Raw genomic sequence first — 18,586 nt, 5'->3', positions numbered from 1 at the left:
TAGGAGGAAGCAGTGGCGAGCAAGAAGCCAGGCAAGGTCGTGAAGGCGGCGGTGGAGAAGGCGGTGGACAAGGTCACCGAACTGGTGAACCCGCCGATCCCCGGTGCCCCGGCCAGTGAGCCGCCGTCGCTCGAGGAGCCCACAGAGCCGCGGGGGCCGTTGCCGCCCAAGCACGACCAGACAGGGCCGGAGACGGTGTCGCCCACCGGCGCCCCGACCGGGGCACCCAAGCTGTCCCAGGGCCAGCAGGGCGAGTTCCTGACCACCTCCGCCGGGGCGCGGCTGCGCGACACCGACCACTCGCTGAAGGCCGGCGAGCGCGGGCCGACGCTGCTGCAGGACCACCACCTGCGCGAGAAGGTCATGCACTTCGACCACGAGCGCATCCCGGAGCGAGTCGTCCACGCACGCGGGTACGGCGCGCACGGCGTGTTCGTCGGCTACGGCACCGCCTCGAACGTCTGCATGGCCGGGTTCCTCGGGGACGGCGTGGAGACGCCGGTGTTCGTGCGGTTCTCGACAGTGCTGGGCTCACGCGGGTCGGCGGACACCGTGCGGGACACCCGCGGGTTCGCGACGAAGTTCTACACCCAGGAGGGCAACTTCGACCTGGTGGGCAACAACATCCCCGTCTTCTTCATCCAGGACGGGATCAAGTTCCCGGACGTGATCCACGCGGGCAAGCCGCACCCGGACCGTGAGATCCCGCAGGCGCAGAGCGCGCACGACACGTTCTGGGACTTCGTGTCGACCCACACCGAGGCCACCCACCACGTCCTGTGGAACATGTCCGACCGGGGCATCCCCCGCTCGTACCGCACGATGGAGGGCTTCGGCGTCCACACGTTCCGCCTCGTCAACGCCGAGGGCGAGACCGTGCTCGCGAAGTTCCACTGGAAGCCGAAGCTGGGCGTGCACTCCCTGGTGTGGGAGGAGGCGCAGATGGCCAGCGGCTTCGACCCCGACTTCCACCGCCGCGACCTCGCCGACGCCATCGAGTCCGGCGCGTACCCGCAGTGGGAGCTCGGCCTGCAGATCATGCCCGACACCCCGCAGCAGACCTTCGAGGGCATCGACCTGCTCGACCCGACGAAGATCGTGCCGGAGGAGCTCGCACCGGTGCAGCCGGTCGGGATGCTGACGCTCAACCGCAACCCGCAGAACTACTTCGCGGAGACCGAGCAGGTGGCGTTCCACCTCGGCAACCTGGTGCCGGGCATCGACGTCACCGACGACCCGCTGCTGCAGTCCCGGCTGTTCTCCTACCTGGACACCCAGCTGACCAGGCTCGCGGGACCGAACTTCAACCAGATCCCGATCAACCGCCCGCACGTGCCGGTCAACGACATGCTCCGCGACGGGTTCCACCAGCAAGCCGTGCACGCGGGCGTCGCCCCCTACCGGCCGAACACCCTCGACGGCGGCAACCCGTTCGTCGCGAAGGCCGGGGACCGGCCGCTCGTCGAGGTGGCGCAGCCGTTGCCGCGGGCCGTCAAGGTGCGCGAGGCACCGAAGTCGTTCGCGGACCACTACACCCAGCCGAGGCTGTTCTGGCAGAGCCTGTCGCCGGTCGAGAAGGAACACGTGGTCAGCGCGTTCACCTTCGAGCTGGGCAAGTGCTACGAGCAGGCGATCAAGGAACGCGAGCTGCTGGTGCTGGCCAACGTCGACCCCGTCCTGTGCGCCGAGGTGGCCAAGGGGCTGGGACTTCCGGTGCCGGCCCAGGCCAAGCTGAAGAAGGTCACGCCGAGTCCCGCCCTCTCGCAGGTCGGGCAGACGTGGCCGACGGACGGCCGCATCATCGGAATCGTGGTCGACCCGGCCGACCTCGACGGCGTGCGCACGGTGCGCGAGACCGTCCTGGCGGGCGGGATGGTGCCGCTTCTGATCGCTCCGACCGGTGGGCCGCTCGGCGACAGCGACCTGGTCGCGCAGCGGACGTTCCTCACCGCGCGCTCGATCGAGTTCGACGCGCTGCTGGTGGCGGGCAACGCCACCGACCCGCGCGTCACCCTCATGATCCAGGAGTGCTTCCGCCACGCCAAGGCCATCGGCGCGTGGGGCACCGGACGCGCGGCGGTGGAGGCCGCCGGCTGCGGCACGGGACCGGGGATCGTGGTCGACGACAGCCCGTCGAAGGTCCTCGCGGAGGTGACGACGCTGCTCGGCGCCCACCGCGTGTGGGACCGCTTCCCCACGGCCATCGCATGAGCGGCCAGCAGACGCTCACCGAGGAGGAGCTCGCCTTCCTGCGCTCGATGTTCGACCTCGCCCGTGCCGGTGACACGGCACGACTGGCCGAGGCGATCGACGCGGGGATACCGGTCAACCTCACCAACGGTGCGGGCGACTCCCTGCTGATCCTGGCCGCGTACCACTGCCACACGGACGCGGTCCGGGCGTTGCTGGAGCGGGGCGCCGACACCGGCCGGGTCAACGACCGGGGACAGACCGCCCTGGGAGCGGCGGTGTTCCGGCGCTCCGAGAGCATCGTCCGCCTGCTGCTCGACGCGGGGGCGGACCCCGCTCTCGGGCCGAGGTCCGCGCTCGACGTCGCCCGGCACTTCGACCTGCCGGAGATGCTGGCGCTGCTGGAGCCCGTGAGCGGAGCGGTCACGCGGTGAGGCCGCGGGCGGGGCGGCACCACGTCGCCCCGCCCGCGGGGCCTACTGCGGAGCGATGTCCACGACCAGCGGCCACATCACCATGTCGAGCGTCAGGTCTGTGCGCATCAGGGGGATCCAGCACAGGTCCGTGACGGGGTCGACGATCTCCGGCCCGACCGCGACCGCACGCCGGAACGGCGGCCCGCCGGACGGGGAGGGGTCGAAGTACGTCACGACCGCGCCGTTCTCGAGGTGCTCGGTGACGGTTCTTCCGCTTGCGGGAAGTGGTTCTCGTCCTTCCGGCGGCCAGGACGGCTCGCCGCGGGACGCTGACGGTGTGGTGGCCATGGCCCGAGATACCCCGGCCGAACCGGGGTAACCGCGCCGGCCGGGTCAGATTCCGGTGCACTCCACCAGGGCGAACACGGTCTTGCCTCTCTCACCGCGCGGACGGCAGCCCCACTCGCGCGAGATGTCGTCCACCAGCACCATTCCCCTGCCCCGGTGCTCCCCCAGGCTGGAACGGCCGTACACCGGCCGCACCGCGGACTCGTCGTCCACCTCGACCGTCACCGCGCAGGGCTCCTGGCGCAGCAGGACCCGGAGGTGGCCGGTGCTGCTGGAGGTGTGGTCCAGCACGTTCGCCACGAGTTCGGTCACCACGAGCTGCACGTCGTAGAGGTGGTCCTCGCCGAGTCCGTCCAGGGCGGCGGTGAGATCGCGGCGCAACGAGGCCATGCACATGCCCCGCGTCACCGGCAGGTCCACCACGCGAGCCGTCACCCGAGACGTCGCAGCAGCAGGAGCGCGATGTCGTCCCGCTTGCCCTGCCCCAGCTCGGCGAGCAGGCGATCGGCGAGATCGTCCATGTCCTCGGTGTCCGACACGGTCGCGCGCAGCTTCTCCATGCCCTCGTCCAGGTCGATTCCCGGCCGTTCGACGAGACCGTCGGTCGTCAGGAGCACGGTGGTCGCGGGCGGCAGCGGCAGCACGGTGGCCTCCGGCCGTTCCAGCCCGATGCCCAGCAACGGACCGCGCACGTCGACGTAGCGAGCGCCCTGGTCGTCGACGATCAGCGGCGGCACGTGACCGGCGTTCGCGACGGCCATCGTGCCCGCCTCCAGGTCGACCTCCAGCAGGCACATGGTGGTGAGGCCGCCGATCGGGTGGAACCGTTCGAGCAGGGCGTCGACCAGGCGCAGGATCTCGGCCGGCCGGTGGCCCTCCACCGCGTAGGCGCGCAGGGTGTGCCGCACCTCCCCCATCACCGTCGCGGCCTCGATCGAGTGGCCGCACACGTCTCCGATGGCGATCAGCAGGTTCCCGCCGAGCTCGATCACGTCGTAGAAGTCGCCGCCGATCTCGGCGTTGCTCGACGCGGGCACGTACCGGGCCGTCATCGGCAGTTCCGGGCGGTGCGGCAACGCGCGGGGCAGGAGGCTGCGCTGCAAGGTGAGCGCGAGCGAATGCTCCTCGGCGAACGTGTGCAGGCCCTCGGCGGCCAGCGCGGTCGCCTGGGCGAGCTGGCGCAGCAGGTTCCGGTCGTCGTCACCGGTCACGGCCCGAGACCCGACCACGATCCCGATGGGCGGGCGGCGCGGCTTCGTGCGCGCGACCACCGCCACCGCCAACGGGTGCCACGGCACCGCACCGGCCTCGACCACGGTGACGCCGACTCCCGGGCTGAGCGCCACCATCCACTGCTCGACGTCCGCGTTCTGCGGACGGGCCCCGGTCCCGCTGCCCGCCGTCACGACGCAGACGGCACCGGACGGGGCGGTGAGAACGGCGGTCGCCTCCGTGTCGAGCACGTCCGCGGCCCCGATCGCGGCGGCTTCGGCCAGTGTCTCGAACGTGGTCGCGGCGTTGACCGCGAACGTGGCCGTGGTCAGCCTGGTCAGCCGGGCGGCGAGGTGTTCGGCGAGGGCACGGGCGCGGTGGTAGCGCAACGCCGCCTCGACGTTGGCGAGCAGCTCGCCGGGATCGACGGGTTCGGTGAGGTAGGCGTCGGCGCCGCGGGTGAGCCCGAGAACCTTGTCCTCGGGCTCGATGTAGGTCGCCGAGAGCATCACGACCGGGATCGAGCGCGTGCGGGGATCAGCCTTGATCCGCTCCGTCACGTCGTAGCCGCTCATGTCCGGCAGGTGCACGTCGAGCAGGACGAGGTCGAACGAGTCGGCCTCCAGCGCGGTGAGCGCCTCCGCCGCCGTGGTCGCCTCGACCACCGTGTGGCCGCTGCGGCGCAGCCAGCTGCAGGCGATGAACCGGCTCGCCTCCAGGTCGTCCACCACGAGGACCCTGGCCGGCCCTCCGCCCATGGCTGTCGGGTTCATCAGCCGTCCGTTCCGCGCGCCGTCAGCTGGGCGTCCCTGACCGCCCGGCTCACCGTTTCCGGGGAGATGCGGGCCTCGTGCAGCATCGCGGCTCCGAGGCTGTGCACGCTGCGCGCGAGACCACCGGGGTCGTCGCCGCACACGATGACCACCGGTACCCCCGCGAGCTCCGGGTCGAGCCGCAGCACCGACAGCACCGCGCTGCCGCTCATCACCGGAGCGCTCGCGCTCACGAGGACCAGGTCCGGGCGCAGCGACTTCGCCAGGTTCAGCGCGGTGCGGCCGTCCTCGGTCTCGACCACCTCGGCGGCGATGCCGGCCAGGGCGTCACGCAGCTCCGTGCGGCACTTCTCGTCGCCGTCCGCGATCAGCGCGCAGGCGACGGGCGCGGGCTGGACGAACTCGTCCTCCGCGGTGCGCAGGGTGAGCACGACCTGCGTGCCGATGCCGGGTGTGCTGTTCAGCTCCAGGCTCCCGCCGAGGATCTCGGCGAGCTTGCGCGCGTAGGACAGGCCGAGACCGGTGCCGCTCGCACCGATCTGCAACGCGTTGGGCACCTGGTAGAACTCCTCGAACACCCGGTCCTGCTCGGCGGGCGGGATGCCGATGCCCGTGTCGGTGACCACGAACCGCACCTCGTCGGGACCGGGGCCGGCCTCGGCGGTGAAGCGGATCTCGCCGCGCTGGGTGAACTTGACCGCGTTGGACAGGACGTTGCGCAGGATCCGCACGAGCATCGTCTCGTCGGTGACCAACGGCCGCAACGTGGGCAGCGTGTCCACCACCAGCCGCACCTCGTCGGAGCGCAGCAACGGCCGCGCCGCCGACCGCAGCTGTGCGATCACGTAGTCGAGCGCGACGGGTGCCATCCGCGGCCGCAGGCTGCCCGACTCGGCCTTCGCGGTGTCGAGCAGTTCGTTCACCAGCGCCAGCAACGTCGCGGCGGACTCGTTGATCAGGTCCACGTGGTGGCGCTGGTCGTCGGTCATGGGGTCGCCGCCCGGTCCGCCGAGCAGCCGGGTCAAGCCGACCACCGAGTTGATCGGGGCGCGCAGCTCGTGGCTGATGTTGGACCAGAACCGGATCCGCGCGGCGGCCGCGTCCCGCAGCTCCGCGGACTTCGCGTCCAGCTCGGCGTAGAGGGCGACCACGCCCTGGTTCGTCTGTTCCAGCTCGTCGGACAGCTCCTGGTAGAGAGCCATGACGCCGCGGTTGGTCTCCTCCAGCTCGGCGTTGAGCCGTTCGAGCTCCGTGCTCTTGGCCTCCAGGTTCTCCAGCGTCTCGAGCAGTTCCTGGTTCTGGGCGCGCAGCTCGTCGAGCGCGGTGGTGCCCTTGTCCTCGCGCAGCGCCTGGAGCAGGCTCTCGTCGAGCGCGACGGCCTGCGGCACCTTCTTCACCATCGTGACGCCGGTGGTGCTCATGACCAGGTCGTTCATCAACCTGCGGGCGGTGTCCCAGCCGGGACCGGTGTCGCTCACCGGCCCCTGCCACGACAGCTCGACGAGCAACGCGGGGGCCTGCCCGCGCCGCAGCCGGAAGACCGCGGTCGTGGCGACCTCCTGCCGCACCAGCTCCCGGCCGACGTCGCTCAGCGCCGTCGCCACGCGGATCTGGTTCTGCCCGTCGAGCCCGGCCGCCGCCGCGACCTGCCTGCCCCGCTGGCGGAGCAGGAACACGTCGCGCTCGTCGGCGATCACGAGCTTCAGCAGGTCGGTGGTGGTCATGCCGGTCGGGCCACCAGCACGCAGGCGTCGTCGTGGCGCACGCCCGCCTCGCGCAGCAGCGTCGCCGCGATCAGCACCGGCGGGTCCGCGAGCAGGTCGCTGCCGTGGTCCGGGCCCCAGCGCTCGGTAAGACCGTCGGAGTGCATGGCCACGACGGCGCGCTCCGGGAGCGGGTAGTCGAACGTGCGGATCGTGCGTGCCTGGTGGCCCGCGACTCCGGGCACCGAGATCATGCCCTGCTTGCGGCCGTCCGCCAGCACCGCCGCGGCGATGTTGCCCAGTCCGCAGAAGCGCACGGTCCGGCGGACCAGGTCGACGTCCGCGACCGCCACCGCGCCTCCCCGCGTGCCGCGCAACGCCGTGTGCAGGCGGGCGACCACCTGGTCGGGCGGCAGGAACGGCTGTTCGCGGAACACCCGCACCGCGGCGTCGGACGCGGCCGCCGCCAGCGGACCGTGCCCGGAGCCGTCGCACATCATCAGCATCATCCGGTCCGTGCTCCGGCAGACCGCGTAGGCGTCGCCGCACACGTCCTCGCCGTTGATCGGCCTGGTCACCCCTGCCGCTCGTTCCTCACCCCATTCGGGTGCCCAGTCCAGCTTCGGGGCGAACCGCGCCACCAGCGCGGTTCCCCGGCCCGGGCGCGAACTCATCGCGCAGGACGTCGCCAGCCGCGCCACCGCGCCGAGCCCGACGCCGAGCGTGCCGGTCGTGGACTGGCCGTCCTCCCACGCCAGCGCCATGTCGGCGATGCCGGGGCCGCGGTCGACGGCGAGGATCTCCACCGCCGCGTCCCGCTCTCCGCGCACCGTGCGGATCAGCACGACGCCCTGCTGGGCGTGCTTGTGCAGGTTCGTCCCGATCTCGGTGGCGGCGAGGCCGATCTCGGCCGTGCGCGTGGCGCCGAACCCCAGCCGCTCGGCCAGCGACGTGGCCGCGCGGCGGATCCTGCCCACCTGGGCGGTCTCCTCCACGGGCAGCCAGACCTCGTCGCGCACCAGCGGAAGGCAGTTGGCCGTGGTCATCTCTTCCACTTGACCACCGTCACGACCGTGCCGCGGCCGACCTCCGTGTCCAGCTCGAACTCGTCCACCAGGCGGCGTGCGCCGCTCAGGCCCAGCCCGAGTCCGCTGCCGCTGCTCCAGCCGTCGGCGAGCGCGAGCGTCAGGTCGGGGATGCCGGGTCCCTCGTCGTGGAAGGAGGCCCGCACGCCCGCGCGGCGTCCGTCGCTGACCTCCTCGACGCGGGCGAAACCCCCGCCGCCGTAGATGAGCGTGTTCCGCGCGAGCTCGCTGGCCGCCGTGACCAGCTTCGTCTGGTCCACCAGCGACAGCTTGGTCTGCTGCGCGTACGTGCGCACGAGCTGGCGCACGCGGACGACGTCGTCGTCACCGCTGATGGGCACTTCCTCCGGCCCTTCGGACCGGGGCGGCATCAGAAGTCCCGTCCGCGACCGAGCTGTCCCAGGATCTTCATCCCGCGTTCGAGGTCGAGCGCCGTGCGCACACCACCCAGAGTGAGACCGAGCTCCACCAGCGTGATCGCCACCGCCGGCCTCATGCCCACCACGACGGTGTCCGCGTCGAACAGGCGGGAGATGGACGCGATCGTGGCGAACATCCGCCCGATGAACGAGTCGACGATCTCGACCGCCGAGATGTCGATGACCACGCCGTGGGCGCCGGTCGCGCAGATCTTCTCCGCCAGGTCCTCCTGCAGAGCGAGCACGCTCTGGTCCTGCAGGTCGATCTGGATGGAGACGAGCAGCACGCCGCCGATCTTGAGAATCGGCACGCGTTCCATCAGAGGGCCTGGCTGCGGACGACGTCGACGTCGTCACGGCGCAGTGCGTGCCGCAGCGCGTCGGCGAGGGAGGCCTTGGTGACGATGTCGCCGAACTCGATGCCGAGCGCCACGATCGTCTGCGCGATCTGCGGGCGGATGCCGGACACGATGCACTCCGCGCCCATCAGCCGGGCCGCGACCACGGTCTTGAGCAGGTGCTGCGCGACCTGGGTGTCGACCGCGAAGACACCGGTGATGTCGATGATCGCGTGCTCGGAGCCGGTCTCCACCAGCGCTTCGAGCAGCTTCTCCATCACCACCTGGGTGCGGGCCGAGTCGAGGGTGCCGACCAGCGGCACCGCGAGGACGCCCTCCCAGATCTTCACCACCGGGGTGGTGAGCTCCAGGAGCTGCTCCGACTGCTCCCGGATGATCTCGTCACGGGCCTGCGCGTAGAACTCGAAGGTCAGCAGCCCGAGCGCGTCCAGCAGCCCGGAGAAGGCCGTCTGCTGCCGGTACACCTGCGGGTCGTCGCTGTTCTCGGTGAGCTCGAAGACCACGCGCTTCAGGGAGAACAGGCTCGACGCCGTCTCGGTCGGCGTGAAGCCCGCCCGGACCCTGGCGCGCGAGTACTCGTCCAGCAACGAGCGCATGTCGCCGAACTCCCGGCCGCTGATGTCCCGGCCGTCGTGGCCCACCAGGGGCAGCAGCGCCGCGAAGAACTCCCTGAAGTCCCGTTCGAGCTCCGTTCGCGTCGACCGTCCGCGCAGCAGCGCCGCGACCGCGTCCACCCACTTCTCGATCAAGGGCTCCGCGTTGGTCCGCATCAGGTCGGACAGGTTCTGGGCGTGCCCTGCGTCCGCAGTCACTCAGTTCTCCTCAAGCAGTCGACGGTCGACGGACCGCGGTGATCTCACCGGTCACCCTGGCCGTGCAGCTAAGGACTGCGATGCGCCGACTGCTTGACGTTCGCGTCTGCCGCGCGAAGCCTACAGGCGGAGATCCGGAACCTCGTGGGCGCCGGTCAGCCGGCGTCCTCGGCGGTGCCGTACTCGTCGTGGCGGCGCCACCACCGGTACGGCGGCTCCTGCGGGTAGCCCTGCGGCGAGTCCTCCCACTCCTCCTGGCGGCCGAGCGGTGTGAGGTCGAGCAGGCTCCAGACGTTGCCGATCTGCTCCGCGGAACGCGCGTTGGTGAAGTAGGTGCGGCAGACCTCGGCGCCGTCGCGGAGGAAGACGTTGAGGCCGAAGTACTCGGCGACGCCGAAGTCCTCCGAGAAGTCGTCCCGGGTCGTGTACCAGGGGATGCCGTCCCAGCCCATGCGGTGGCGGTAGCGACTGATGTCCTTCTGCGGAGCGGCGGAGACCATCACGAACGTGACGTCGCGGGCGTTGAGGTGGGCGAGGTGGCCGAGGTTGTCGGTGAACATGGCGCAGCCGCTGCAGCCGCCTTCCGGCCAGTCGGCAACGCCGGGCTCGAAGAAGTGCCGGTAGACGATCAGCTGGCGCCGCCCGGCGAACAGGCCGGGCAGGTCGACGTCCCCCTCCGGTCCCCCGAAGGTGTACCGCTTCCCGACGCGGACCCGCGGCAGCCGGCGGCGTCGCGCTGCCAGCGCGTCCTTCTGGCGGGTGTGTTCCTTCTCCTCGCGCAGCAGGTCCTGGCGGGCCGCGTCCCACTCCTCGGGCGACACGACGGGTGGCGTCTCCACGGACTCGCTCCTTCCGGCCGATCCGGGATGCGTACCCGTGCCGCCCGCCCCCGCAAACCGCGCTCAGCGCGCGGAGACCTGCCCGGGTTCGCGCCGCAGGTCCTCGAGCCCGCCGCGGACGTCGTCGAGGGCGATCCGTTCGGCGGCGGCCGAGTCGCCCGCGCGCAGGGCTCGGACGAGGGAGCGGTGGGTCGTGTAGCGGTCCAGGCCGTACTGGTGGTTCGCGAGGACCCGTTCGACCGTGCGGGTGCGGCGTTCGGCCTGGGTGAACACCCTCGTCTGGTCCAGGAGCCGGACCAGGACGGCGTTGCCCGCGCACGCCGCGACGGCGTCGTTGAACCGCTGCATGGTGTCCAGCAGCGCGTTGAGGTGCTTCTCGACGGGCCGTCCGTCGGCGTCGCGCTGCTTGATGACGATCAGCAGGTCGTCGGCCTCGTCGAGGAGGGCGTCGAGCGCGTCGAGCTGGGCCGTGCTCGCGCGGCGGGCGGCGAACCGGGCGATGAGGCCTCGCAGCGCGATCTCGACCTCGGCCAGGTCCTCGACGGCGGACGCGCCGATGTCCGCGACGACGACCGTGCGCGGACCCGTCCTCTCGATCAGGCCGTCCTGCTCCAGCCGGCGGATGGCCTCGCGCACCGGCGTCGGGCTCATCGACAGCCGCTCGGCGAGCCCGCGTTCGGTGATCTTCTCGCCGGGCGCCAGCTCACCGGCCGCGATGGCGTCCTGGACCGAGCGGTAGGCGCGGTCGGCGAGCGTCTCGCGGGGATCTTCGTCGGCCGTCACGAGCACAGATACTACGACGAACAGCGAAGCTATTGCTTGACCATTTTGCTATAGCATCCTACGTTGAACCGGCCGTGACGCAGTCCAGAGCCAACGGAGGCTTCCGTGACATCACTCGCCACGCCGGCGGATCGGCGGCTTGCCCGGCGCATCACGTTCTTCGTCGCCCTGGCCGTGTTCGCGCAGGAGGCGACCTGGGACTTCTACGACTCCCAGGTGCCGCCGCTGCTCCGCGAGCACATCACGAGCACGGCCGTCGTCGGCCTGCTCATGGGCATGGACAACCTGCTGGGCATCTTCGTGCAGCCGTGGATCGCGAACCGCTCGGACAACACCCGCACGCGGTGGGGCCGCCGGATCCCCTACCTGGCGGTCGGCATGCCGCTCGCCGCGGTGCTGTTCACCCTGATCCCGCTCGCGACGGCGTTGCCGGCGCTGATCGCGGTCATCTTCGTGTACTCGCTGGTGGGCAACAGCTTCAAGCCGATCGCCCAGGCGCTGCTGCCCGACTTCATCGAGCCGGAACGGCGCGGCAGGGCCAACGCGGTGGTCAAGATCGCGTCCGGCCTCACGGTCATCTTGTCCGCGCTCATCAGCGCGTTGCTGGTCGACGACCACCCGAGGCTCGCCTTCACCGTCCCGGCCGTGCTCATGCTGGCGTGCACCGCGGTTCTCGTCCTGCGGGTGCGGGACAACAGGTCTCGGGCCTACCAGCTCGCGCTCACCGAGGACTCCGCCGACGAACCGGCCGTGCGGCTGCGCGACGTCGTCAAGGACATCGTGGCCGATCACGACCGCAGCAGGCTCCTCGTCGTCGTCGCGATCCTGCTGTTCGCGTCCGCCTGGTTCTCGTCCCGGTCCCTGTTCACGCCGTACGGCATGGAGACTCTCGGGCTGTCGCGCGGCACGGCCGGTTCGCTGACGTTCCCCAGCGGCGTCGCGTTCCTCGCCGCCGCCTACCCCGCGGCGCTGCTCGCCGAACGCATCGGGCGCATCCGCACGATGACCATCGGCATGGTCGTCTTCGGAGGCGCGCTGGCCCTCGGCACAGTCGTGCCGACCCCCGCAGCCACCGTCGCGGCCTTCTGCGTCGCCGCCGCCGGCGCGTCCGGGTTCCTGATCAACGCGGCCGTCGTGCTGTGGAACCTGGCGCCGTCCGCCCGCGTGATCGGCGTGTACACGGGCCTCTACACGGTGAGCTGGGCGGCGGGCGGGTTCGCCGGCCCCGGCCTCGTCGGCGCGATGGTCGACGTCACGGGGTGGCGCTACATGCTCCTCGACATCGCCCTGCTCGCCGCCATCGCCGCCGCGGTGGTCATGCGCGTCTCCGTGCTGAGCCGGCGTCACGCGACTTCTCTCTGACCACGCAGAAAGGACACCAATGGAAGCCGTCCGCGTCCTGTCCCCCACGGGCATGCTCGGCGCCGGGTTCACGCAGTCCACAGTGGACCGCGGCCTCGAGCTCGGTGCCGACGTCATCTCCGTCGACGCCGGCTCGACCGACTCCGGCCCGCACTACCTGGGGTCGGGCACCGCCAAGACGACCGCCGCCGCGGTCGCCCGGGACCTGCGGATCCTGCTGAGGGCCTCGGCACGGGCCGGGATCCCGCTGATCGTCGGGTCCTGCGGCACGAGCGGCACCGACTCGGGCGTCGACTGGGTCGCCGGAATCGTCGACGACCTCCTGCGCGAGGAGGGACTCGACCTGGCCGTGGCGACGATCTACAGCGAGCAGCAGGCCGGTTTCCTGAACGAACGCCTGCGGGCGGGCGCGGTGCACCCGCTGGCCCCGGCCACCGCCCTCGACGAGGCCACTGTGGAGGGTTGCACCCACGTCGTCGGGATGATGGGCCACGAACCGATCGAGGAGGCGCTGCGCGGCGGCGCCGACGTGGTGCTCGCCGGCCGGGCCACCGACACCGCTGTCGCCGCCGCGTACCCGCTGATGATGGGCATGCCGGCCGGACCGGTCTGGCACGCGGCGAAGATCGTCGAATGCGGTGGGCAGTGCACGACGAACCCCCGCACGGGCGGTGTGCTCGCCACGATCGACCAGACCGGTTTCACCATCGAGCCGCTCGACCCCGACGCCGCCTGCACGCCCATCTCCGTCGCGGCGCACATGCTCTACGAGACGGTGAACCCGTTCCGGATGCGCGAACCCGCGGGCGAACTCGACGTCGAGGCGGCCACCTACACCGCACTCGACGACCGGCGCGTCCGCGTCGAGGGCTCGCTGTTCCACCCGGCCGCCCAGCACACGGTGAAGCTGGAGGGCGCCAGGATCACCGGCTACGAGACGATGTCGTTCACCGCGATCCGCGACGAGCACATCCTCGCGAACATCGAGGCGTGGACCGACCTGTTCGTCGAGGTCTTCACCGGACGTGTCGCGCAGACCCTCGGCCTGGACGGCACGCGGTACTCGTTCGACCTGCGCCGCTACGGCTACGACGCCGTGCTGGGCGAGCTCGACCCGGCGAGCCGGCCGCCCCGCGAGATCGGCGTCATGCTCCTGGTCCGCGCCCAGACCCAGGAGCTCGCGACCGCCGTGGCCAAGGTCGCCAACCCCCTGATGCTGCACCTGCCGACACCGGACATGGCCTACCTGCCCAGCCTGGCGTTCGCGACCTCACCCGCCGAGACCGAGCGCGGCCCCGTCTACGAGTTCGTGCTCCACCACGTCGTCGACACCCGCTCCCCCACCGAGATGTTCCGCATCGAGCACCGGAAGGCCCCCGCCCATGACTGAGTCCCCGCAGACGTTCGGCGACCTCGCGCTGGAGGTCCGTTCCAAGAACGCCGGGCCGTTCTGGGTGACGATGGAGGTGTTCCTGCGCGACGAGACGGGGTACGCGCGGGCGGCGGTGCTCAGCGAGGAGACCATCGCCCGGCTGTACGCCGTGCCCGCCGAGGACGTGCAGATCTTCCGGATCCCGGCGCTGAACGTCGTGAAGATCTCGTTCCCCCGGCCCGTCCCCCAGGGCGGACTGCGCGACCGGGACGTCCACGCGGGACAGCACCACGTCCCGCTGGCCTCGCTGCCGCTGCCGGGCTGAGTCAGCTCCGGCTCACTCCTGCTCCCCCGCCTGCTGTGGCCAGGGGAGCAACAGGCCGTCGCCCACCCGCCTCCGGACGACGTGCCGGTGGTAGTGCATGACGGTCTGAGAAGCGGCCCGGCCGACGTTGTCGATCATGTTGAGGGCGTCCCAGCCGAGCTCGACCGCGAGCTGGGCGGCACGGGACGCCACCACTCCCGCGATCGTGCAGTCGTCGAGGGCGGTGGCCACGTGCACTCGGGGGATGACGAGCACGTGGCCGTCGGCGCTGACCCCCGGCTCGGCGCGGATCGCGATGGTGTCGGGCCATTCACGCACGACATCGGCCCGGGCTCTGCCGGCGCCGATGTCGCAGAAGACGCAGTACTTCGCGGCGGTCACGCCGCCCACCTTCAGCCGGATCGCCTGGACGACGGGAGGTGTTTCCCGTTGCGTGCCCGAACGGGAAACACCCGCGGGGTTTCGGCACCGGCGCAGCGGTCTGAACCCCGAATCAGGCCTGGGGTTCGTTCTCGTCGAACGGTCCCACGGCCAGGGTCACGTCGGTCAGTGGCGAGCTGGTGCACGTGAGGACCTCGCCGCCCTCCTGCTGCCGGGAGACCTTGCCCGCGAGGAGTTTCACCACGCACTCGTGGCAGCTGCCCACCGTGCAGGAGTAGGGCATCGGCAGCCCGGCCGCGAGACCGGCGTCGAGCAACGTCTGGCCCGGCTCGACCACCGCCGTGCCGAGAGCGCGCCCGTCGCGCTGGACGAGCATCCGTTGCGGTGCAGCGGATCCCGCTGCCGCCGACGCACTGGTGTAGCTCTCGGCGTGCACGCGGTCGCCGGGGACGCCCAGCTCGTCCAGTGCCTGCCGCGCCGTGTCCATCAGGGGTTCCGGACCGCAGAGGTAGAACCGCGCGGTGGACGACAGCCCGAGGCCGGCCGCCCAGTTCCGGATCCGCGGGCCGTCGAGCCGTCCATCGCGGGAGGTCAGCACGTGCGTGACGGCGAGCCGGCCGGGGTGCTGCTCCACCAGCCTCGCGAGCTCGGCGGCGAAGATGGTCTCCTCCGCGGTTTTGTTGCTGTAGAGCAGGAAGACGCGGTCGCCAGGCTCGGCGAGCATTGTGCGGATGATGCTCATCATCGGCGTGACGCCGCTTCCCGCCGCGAGCAGCACCACCTCGTGGCCGGGCTCCGCGTGGAACGTGCCCGACGGACCGCGCACGAACAGCCGGTCGCCGGCCACGAGCGTGCGGACGTGCCGGGAGAACCGGCCCACCTGCTTGACCGTGACCTCCAGCCGCCGCGACCCCGGCGCCGACGAGGCCGAGTAGGGCCTGCGCACCTGGCCGCCATCGACGTCGGCGACGAGCGTGAAGAACTGGCCGGGCCGGAACTCGAACGGCCGGTCGTCCTCCAGCACGAGCGTCACGGCGCTCGGTGTCTCGTGGCGCACCTCGGCGACGCGCACCTCCCGCAGCGGATCCTCGGTCGCGGCAGGGGGCTGGACGGCCGCGACCTCGTAGCCCTCCTTGCGCAGACCCGAGCGGTAGGCGACGTCGACGACCGCCCGCATCCAGCGCGAGGGGATCCTGCTCGCGATCTTCAGCAAGAAGCCGCGAAGTCCGCCGCTCGTGGAGTTCGCGGCCAGGTGCCGGCTCGCCAGCGCCATCAGGTCGGGCACGTCGCCGGGGGTGGCCGAGGTCCACAACCGGGCTCGTGCCACCGCGTCGTTCGCACTCAGGTCGGCGTCTTCGACGTCGACGAGCAATGCGGCGTGCGGCGGCGTTCCGCGCAACGCCAGCGGTTCCAGCAAACCGGGGTCCACGGTGATCGCCGCCCGGCCCCGGACGTGCAGGACGCCGGTGCGTCCCGGTACGAGCGCGGCGAACGAGAGCCGGTCGTCCTCCAGCAGGTTGCGCAGCGTGTCGGCGCGCCTGTTGCCGCGCCGGTCGGCGATCAGGAGCGTGCGGCCGTCCACGATCCGCGCGACCGCAGGCTGGTCTCCGCGCGGACTGGTGTCGCTGCCGCCGCCGGAGTCCCATGTGGACAAGACCAGGAACGGCGCTGCCGCCAGGAAGTCCGCGACACCGGGCAGCGCGAGCGGACCGTCACCGACCTCGGGAGCGACCGGCGTGTCACCCGGCGGTCGCCACAGCCCGGAACGCAGGACCGCCTGGGCGCAGTGGACGTACACCTCGGCCACGTCGAAGCCGCCACCGCGCGCGACACCGTTGACCCGCAGGGTCTCCCCGACCCCCGGCAGGAGGAAGACCAGAGACGCCGGGCCGTCGGCCTCCTCGCACAGGGCGAACGAGATCCGCGACGGCGAGTGCACCCGCGCGAAACCCGGTGTGCCGCCGACGAACGTCGTCCTGCTCACGCCGTCCGCACCCCGGTAGCCGAACCCGGCGATCGGGCTGCGCGCGAGCAGGTCCACGCATCCCTCGTCGAGCGCGCCGAGCTGCTTCGCCATGATCATCGACGCCGGACGGCCGACGACGGCCTCGACCTCCGCTGCCGTGCCAAGCCGCGCAGGACTATTGTTTTCCCAGCTCATCGCACTATTATGAGCTTTTGCTCAGGTCCTGGATACTCGCTTTCGGACAGCGGGGAGGAGTGCGTCATGGCGTCGGGCCACCGCGACATCGACCCACGTCGCAAGCCCCGGCAGGTGCGCGCGGAACTCACCCGCGACCGCATCCTGACCGCGGCTGCTCACGTTTTCTCCGAGCACGGCTACGCGGCGGGGACCACGAACCGCATCGCCGAACGGGCCCGCGTCTCCATCGGCTCGCTGTACCAGTACTTCCCGAACAAGGACGCCGTCCTCGCCGAGCTGATGGTCCGCCACATCGACCGCGGCACGTGGACCCCCGCCGACCAGCTGGACCTCTCGCCGGGCACCCTGGAGTCCGTCGTGCGGGCACTGGTGCGCGACGCGATCGACAACCACCGCGACGACCCCCGGCTGCTGCGGATCATGATCGAGGAGGGCCAGCTCTCCGCGGAGCTGCGCGAGACGATCACGCGGCACGGCGAGCAGCGCGTCGCCCAGGTCCGCGACGTGTTCGCGCGGCACCCCGACGTCGACGTGCGCGACCTGGACGCCGCGGTCGACCTCGTCGTGTTCACCGTGGAGCTGAACACCCACCGGCTCGCCGCGTTCCAGCAACCGGTCGCGATGGAGACGTTCGAGAACGAGCTCGTGGACATGGTGACCCGGTACCTGCGCGGCCCCGGCCGCTGAGCGGCGGTTTGCCCTGTGGACTGACGGGTACCTGTTCAGACCTCCTACGGTTCAACGGAAGGCAGATGGTGGATCCAGGACCGCTGCTGTACGCCGGCGCGGGCCTGGCGACGCTCGCCGCCGCACTGCTCCCCCGGTTGCTCGCCCGCGCGCCGATCTCCATGCCGATGCTCTTCCTCGGCGCGGGCGCCCTGACGTTCACGGTGGCCGGGTCGCTGCCCGACCCCGATCCCGTCGCGCACAGCGGTGTACTGCTGCACCTGACCGAGATCTGCGTGATCATCTCGCTGATGGGCGCGGGCCTCGCGCTGAACCGCCAGGTCAGCCTGCGCGGCTGGGCGAGCACCTGGCGGCTGCTCGCCATCACCATGCCTCTGTCCATAGTGGCCGTGGCCCTGCTCGGCTGGGGTGCGCTGGGCTTCAGCGTCGGGGCTTCCGTCCTGCTCGCGGCCGTGCTCGCGCCCACCGACCCGGTGCTGGCGAGCGAGGTGCAGGTCGCCGAACCCGCCGAGCACCCCGACTCCGACGAGGACGAGGCACGGTTCGCGCTCACCTCGGAGGCTGGCCTCAACGACGGGCTGGCGTTCCCGTTCACCTACGCCGCCATCGCGATCAGCGTGGCCGGAGCGGCGCCGTCGCGGTGGCTCGGGCACTGGCTCGCCGTGGACGTGCTCTGGCGGCTCGCGTCGGCGATCGCGATCGGCCTGCTGATCGGCTGGGCGCTGGGCAAGCTGTTCTTCTCGGCACCGTCGGAGAAGTTCCGCCTGGCCGAGCACGCGGAGGGCTTCGTGGCCCTCGCGGCCACCTTCCTCGCCTACGGGATCACCGAGCTCGTGGAGGGGTACGGGTTCGTCGCGGTGTTCGTGTGCGCGTGCGCGATCCGGGCGGGCGAACGCCGCCACGGCTACCACCAAGTCCTGCACCGCTACGTCGAGCAGGCCGAACGCATGCTCACCGTGCTGATCGTCTTCCTGCTCGGCGGTGCCGCCGCCACCGGGCTGCTGGCGGGCATCGGCTGGCGGCAGGTCCTCGTCGCCGCGGCGGTGCTGCTGCTCGTGCGGCCGCTCGCGGGATGGGTCGGCCTGCTCGGCGGCAGCACCGGTCCACGCGAACGGACGGTCATCGCGTTCTTCGGGGTGCGCGGGGTCGGCTCGTTGTTCTACCTCGTGTACGCCTTGCAGAACGGCGACTTCGCGGAGCAGGACGCGCTGTGGCAGATCGTCGGGCTCGTCGTGATCGGCTCGATCGTCCTGCACGGCTTCTCCGCGTCCCCGGTCATGTGGCTGCTCGACCGGAAACGGCGGCGGAAAGCACAGGCGCGGCACGAAGAGACCTCGGACACCCACGTGTGAGGTC

19 protein-coding genes are annotated in these 18,586 nt (G+C 71.4%); 7 read left to right on the top strand and 12 right to left on the bottom strand.

What is annotated here, in order from left to right; genetic code table 11:
• Positions 1-12: 12 nt before the first annotated feature.
• The gene (locus ORI60_RS42930) at positions 13-2,211 is read left to right on the top strand and encodes a catalase (RefSeq protein WP_323056003.1); all 2,199 of its coding nucleotides are present in this window, start codon (positions 13-15) and stop codon (positions 2,209-2,211) included.
• Positions 2,208-2,624: an ankyrin repeat domain-containing protein gene (locus ORI60_RS42925; RefSeq protein WP_266043746.1), complete on the top strand. Its 417-nt coding sequence runs from the start codon at positions 2,208-2,210 to the stop codon at positions 2,622-2,624. The genes ORI60_RS42930 and ORI60_RS42925 overlap by 4 nt, the downstream gene beginning before the upstream one ends.
• A 42-nt stretch (positions 2,625-2,666) precedes the next feature.
• On the opposite strand, the gene ORI60_RS42920 is transcribed toward ORI60_RS42925, so the two are convergent.
• The 10 genes from ORI60_RS42920 to ORI60_RS42875 form a co-directional block, all read right to left on the bottom strand.
• On the bottom strand, positions 2,667-2,954 hold the full coding sequence (locus ORI60_RS42920) for a hypothetical protein (protein ID WP_266043745.1): 288 nt from the start codon (positions 2,952-2,954) through the stop codon (positions 2,667-2,669).
• Between the two features lie 45 nt (positions 2,955-2,999).
• Positions 3,000-3,389 carry an ATP-binding protein gene (locus ORI60_RS42915; protein ID WP_266043744.1) on the bottom strand — a complete coding sequence of 130 codons (390 nt, stop codon included), beginning with the start codon at positions 3,387-3,389 and terminating at the stop codon, positions 3,000-3,002.
• Positions 3,386-4,939, bottom strand: a complete 1,554-nt coding sequence (locus ORI60_RS42910) for a fused response regulator/phosphatase (protein WP_266043743.1) — start codon at positions 4,937-4,939, stop codon at positions 3,386-3,388. Before ORI60_RS42910 ends, ORI60_RS42915 begins: the two co-directional genes overlap by 4 nt.
• Positions 4,939-6,663 (bottom strand): hybrid sensor histidine kinase/response regulator, encoded by a 1,725-nt coding sequence (locus ORI60_RS42905; RefSeq protein ID WP_266043742.1) that lies wholly within the window; start codon positions 6,661-6,663, stop codon positions 4,939-4,941. Before ORI60_RS42905 ends, ORI60_RS42910 begins: the two co-directional genes overlap by 1 nt.
• Positions 6,660-7,688, bottom strand: coding sequence for an ATP-binding SpoIIE family protein phosphatase (locus tag ORI60_RS42900; protein WP_266043781.1), 1,029 nt, complete (start codon positions 7,686-7,688; stop codon positions 6,660-6,662). The genes ORI60_RS42905 and ORI60_RS42900 overlap by 4 nt, the downstream gene beginning before the upstream one ends.
• The gene (locus ORI60_RS42895; RefSeq protein WP_266043741.1) at positions 7,685-8,098 is read right to left on the bottom strand and encodes an ATP-binding protein; all 414 of its coding nucleotides are present in this window, start codon (positions 8,096-8,098) and stop codon (positions 7,685-7,687) included. The genes ORI60_RS42900 and ORI60_RS42895 overlap by 4 nt, the downstream gene beginning before the upstream one ends.
• The gene (locus tag ORI60_RS42890) at positions 8,098-8,466 is read right to left on the bottom strand and encodes an STAS domain-containing protein (protein ID WP_266043740.1); all 369 of its coding nucleotides are present in this window, start codon (positions 8,464-8,466) and stop codon (positions 8,098-8,100) included. The genes ORI60_RS42895 and ORI60_RS42890 overlap by 1 nt, the downstream gene beginning before the upstream one ends.
• On the bottom strand, positions 8,466-9,317 hold the full coding sequence (locus ORI60_RS42885; protein WP_266043739.1) for an STAS domain-containing protein: 852 nt from the start codon (positions 9,315-9,317) through the stop codon (positions 8,466-8,468). The genes ORI60_RS42890 and ORI60_RS42885 overlap by 1 nt, the downstream gene beginning before the upstream one ends.
• Positions 9,318-9,472: 155 nt before the next feature.
• Positions 9,473-10,156, bottom strand: coding sequence for a DUF899 family protein (locus tag ORI60_RS42880; RefSeq protein WP_266043738.1), 684 nt, complete (start codon positions 10,154-10,156; stop codon positions 9,473-9,475).
• A 63-nt stretch (positions 10,157-10,219) separates the two neighbouring features.
• Positions 10,220-10,939 (bottom strand): GntR family transcriptional regulator, encoded by a 720-nt coding sequence (locus ORI60_RS42875; RefSeq protein WP_266043737.1) that lies wholly within the window; start codon positions 10,937-10,939, stop codon positions 10,220-10,222.
• Between the two features lie 105 nt (positions 10,940-11,044).
• Here ORI60_RS42875 and ORI60_RS42870 point away from each other — a divergent pair, with 105 nt between their 5' ends.
• From ORI60_RS42870 to ORI60_RS42860, 3 genes are read left to right on the top strand one after another with little or no spacing between them, the layout of a single operon-like run.
• Complete coding sequence (locus ORI60_RS42870; RefSeq protein WP_266043736.1) at positions 11,045-12,301, top strand: MFS transporter; 1,257 nt, start codon at positions 11,045-11,047, stop codon at positions 12,299-12,301.
• Positions 12,302-12,320: 19 nt separating this feature from the next.
• Positions 12,321-13,691, top strand: a complete 1,371-nt coding sequence (locus ORI60_RS42865) for an acyclic terpene utilization AtuA family protein (RefSeq protein WP_266043735.1) — start codon at positions 12,321-12,323, stop codon at positions 13,689-13,691.
• Positions 13,684-13,998, top strand: coding sequence for a DUF4387 domain-containing protein (locus tag ORI60_RS42860; protein WP_266043734.1), 315 nt, complete (start codon positions 13,684-13,686; stop codon positions 13,996-13,998). The genes ORI60_RS42865 and ORI60_RS42860 overlap by 8 nt, the downstream gene beginning before the upstream one ends.
• 12 nt (positions 13,999-14,010) lie before the next feature.
• Here ORI60_RS42860 and ORI60_RS42855 read toward each other — a convergent pair whose 3' ends face one another.
• Together ORI60_RS42855 and ORI60_RS42850 are read right to left on the bottom strand one after the other, a co-directional pair.
• Positions 14,011-14,379: an HIT family protein gene (locus tag ORI60_RS42855; protein ID WP_266043733.1), complete on the bottom strand. Its 369-nt coding sequence runs from the start codon at positions 14,377-14,379 to the stop codon at positions 14,011-14,013.
• 112 nt (positions 14,380-14,491) lie between these two features.
• Complete coding sequence (locus ORI60_RS42850; protein WP_266043732.1) at positions 14,492-16,540, bottom strand: 2Fe-2S iron-sulfur cluster-binding protein; 2,049 nt, start codon at positions 16,538-16,540, stop codon at positions 14,492-14,494.
• A gap of 66 nt (positions 16,541-16,606) precedes the next feature.
• Between ORI60_RS42850 and ORI60_RS42845 the strand changes: the two genes are divergently transcribed.
• On the top strand, positions 16,607-17,230 hold the full coding sequence (locus ORI60_RS42845) for a TetR/AcrR family transcriptional regulator (protein WP_266043731.1): 624 nt from the start codon (positions 16,607-16,609) through the stop codon (positions 17,228-17,230).
• Between the two features lie 65 nt (positions 17,231-17,295).
• Positions 17,296-18,582: a cation:proton antiporter gene (locus ORI60_RS42840; RefSeq protein WP_266043730.1), complete on the top strand. Its 1,287-nt coding sequence runs from the start codon at positions 17,296-17,298 to the stop codon at positions 18,580-18,582.
• Positions 18,583-18,586: the final 4 nt, after the last annotated feature.

The sequence above is a fragment of the Lentzea sp. NEAU-D7 genome (assembly GCF_026242055.1).
Classification (GTDB): Bacteria; Actinomycetota; Actinomycetes; order Mycobacteriales; family Pseudonocardiaceae; genus Lentzea.
Note: the sequence above shows the minus strand (reverse complement) of the source record. Positions and strands in the feature narration are given on the sequence as shown.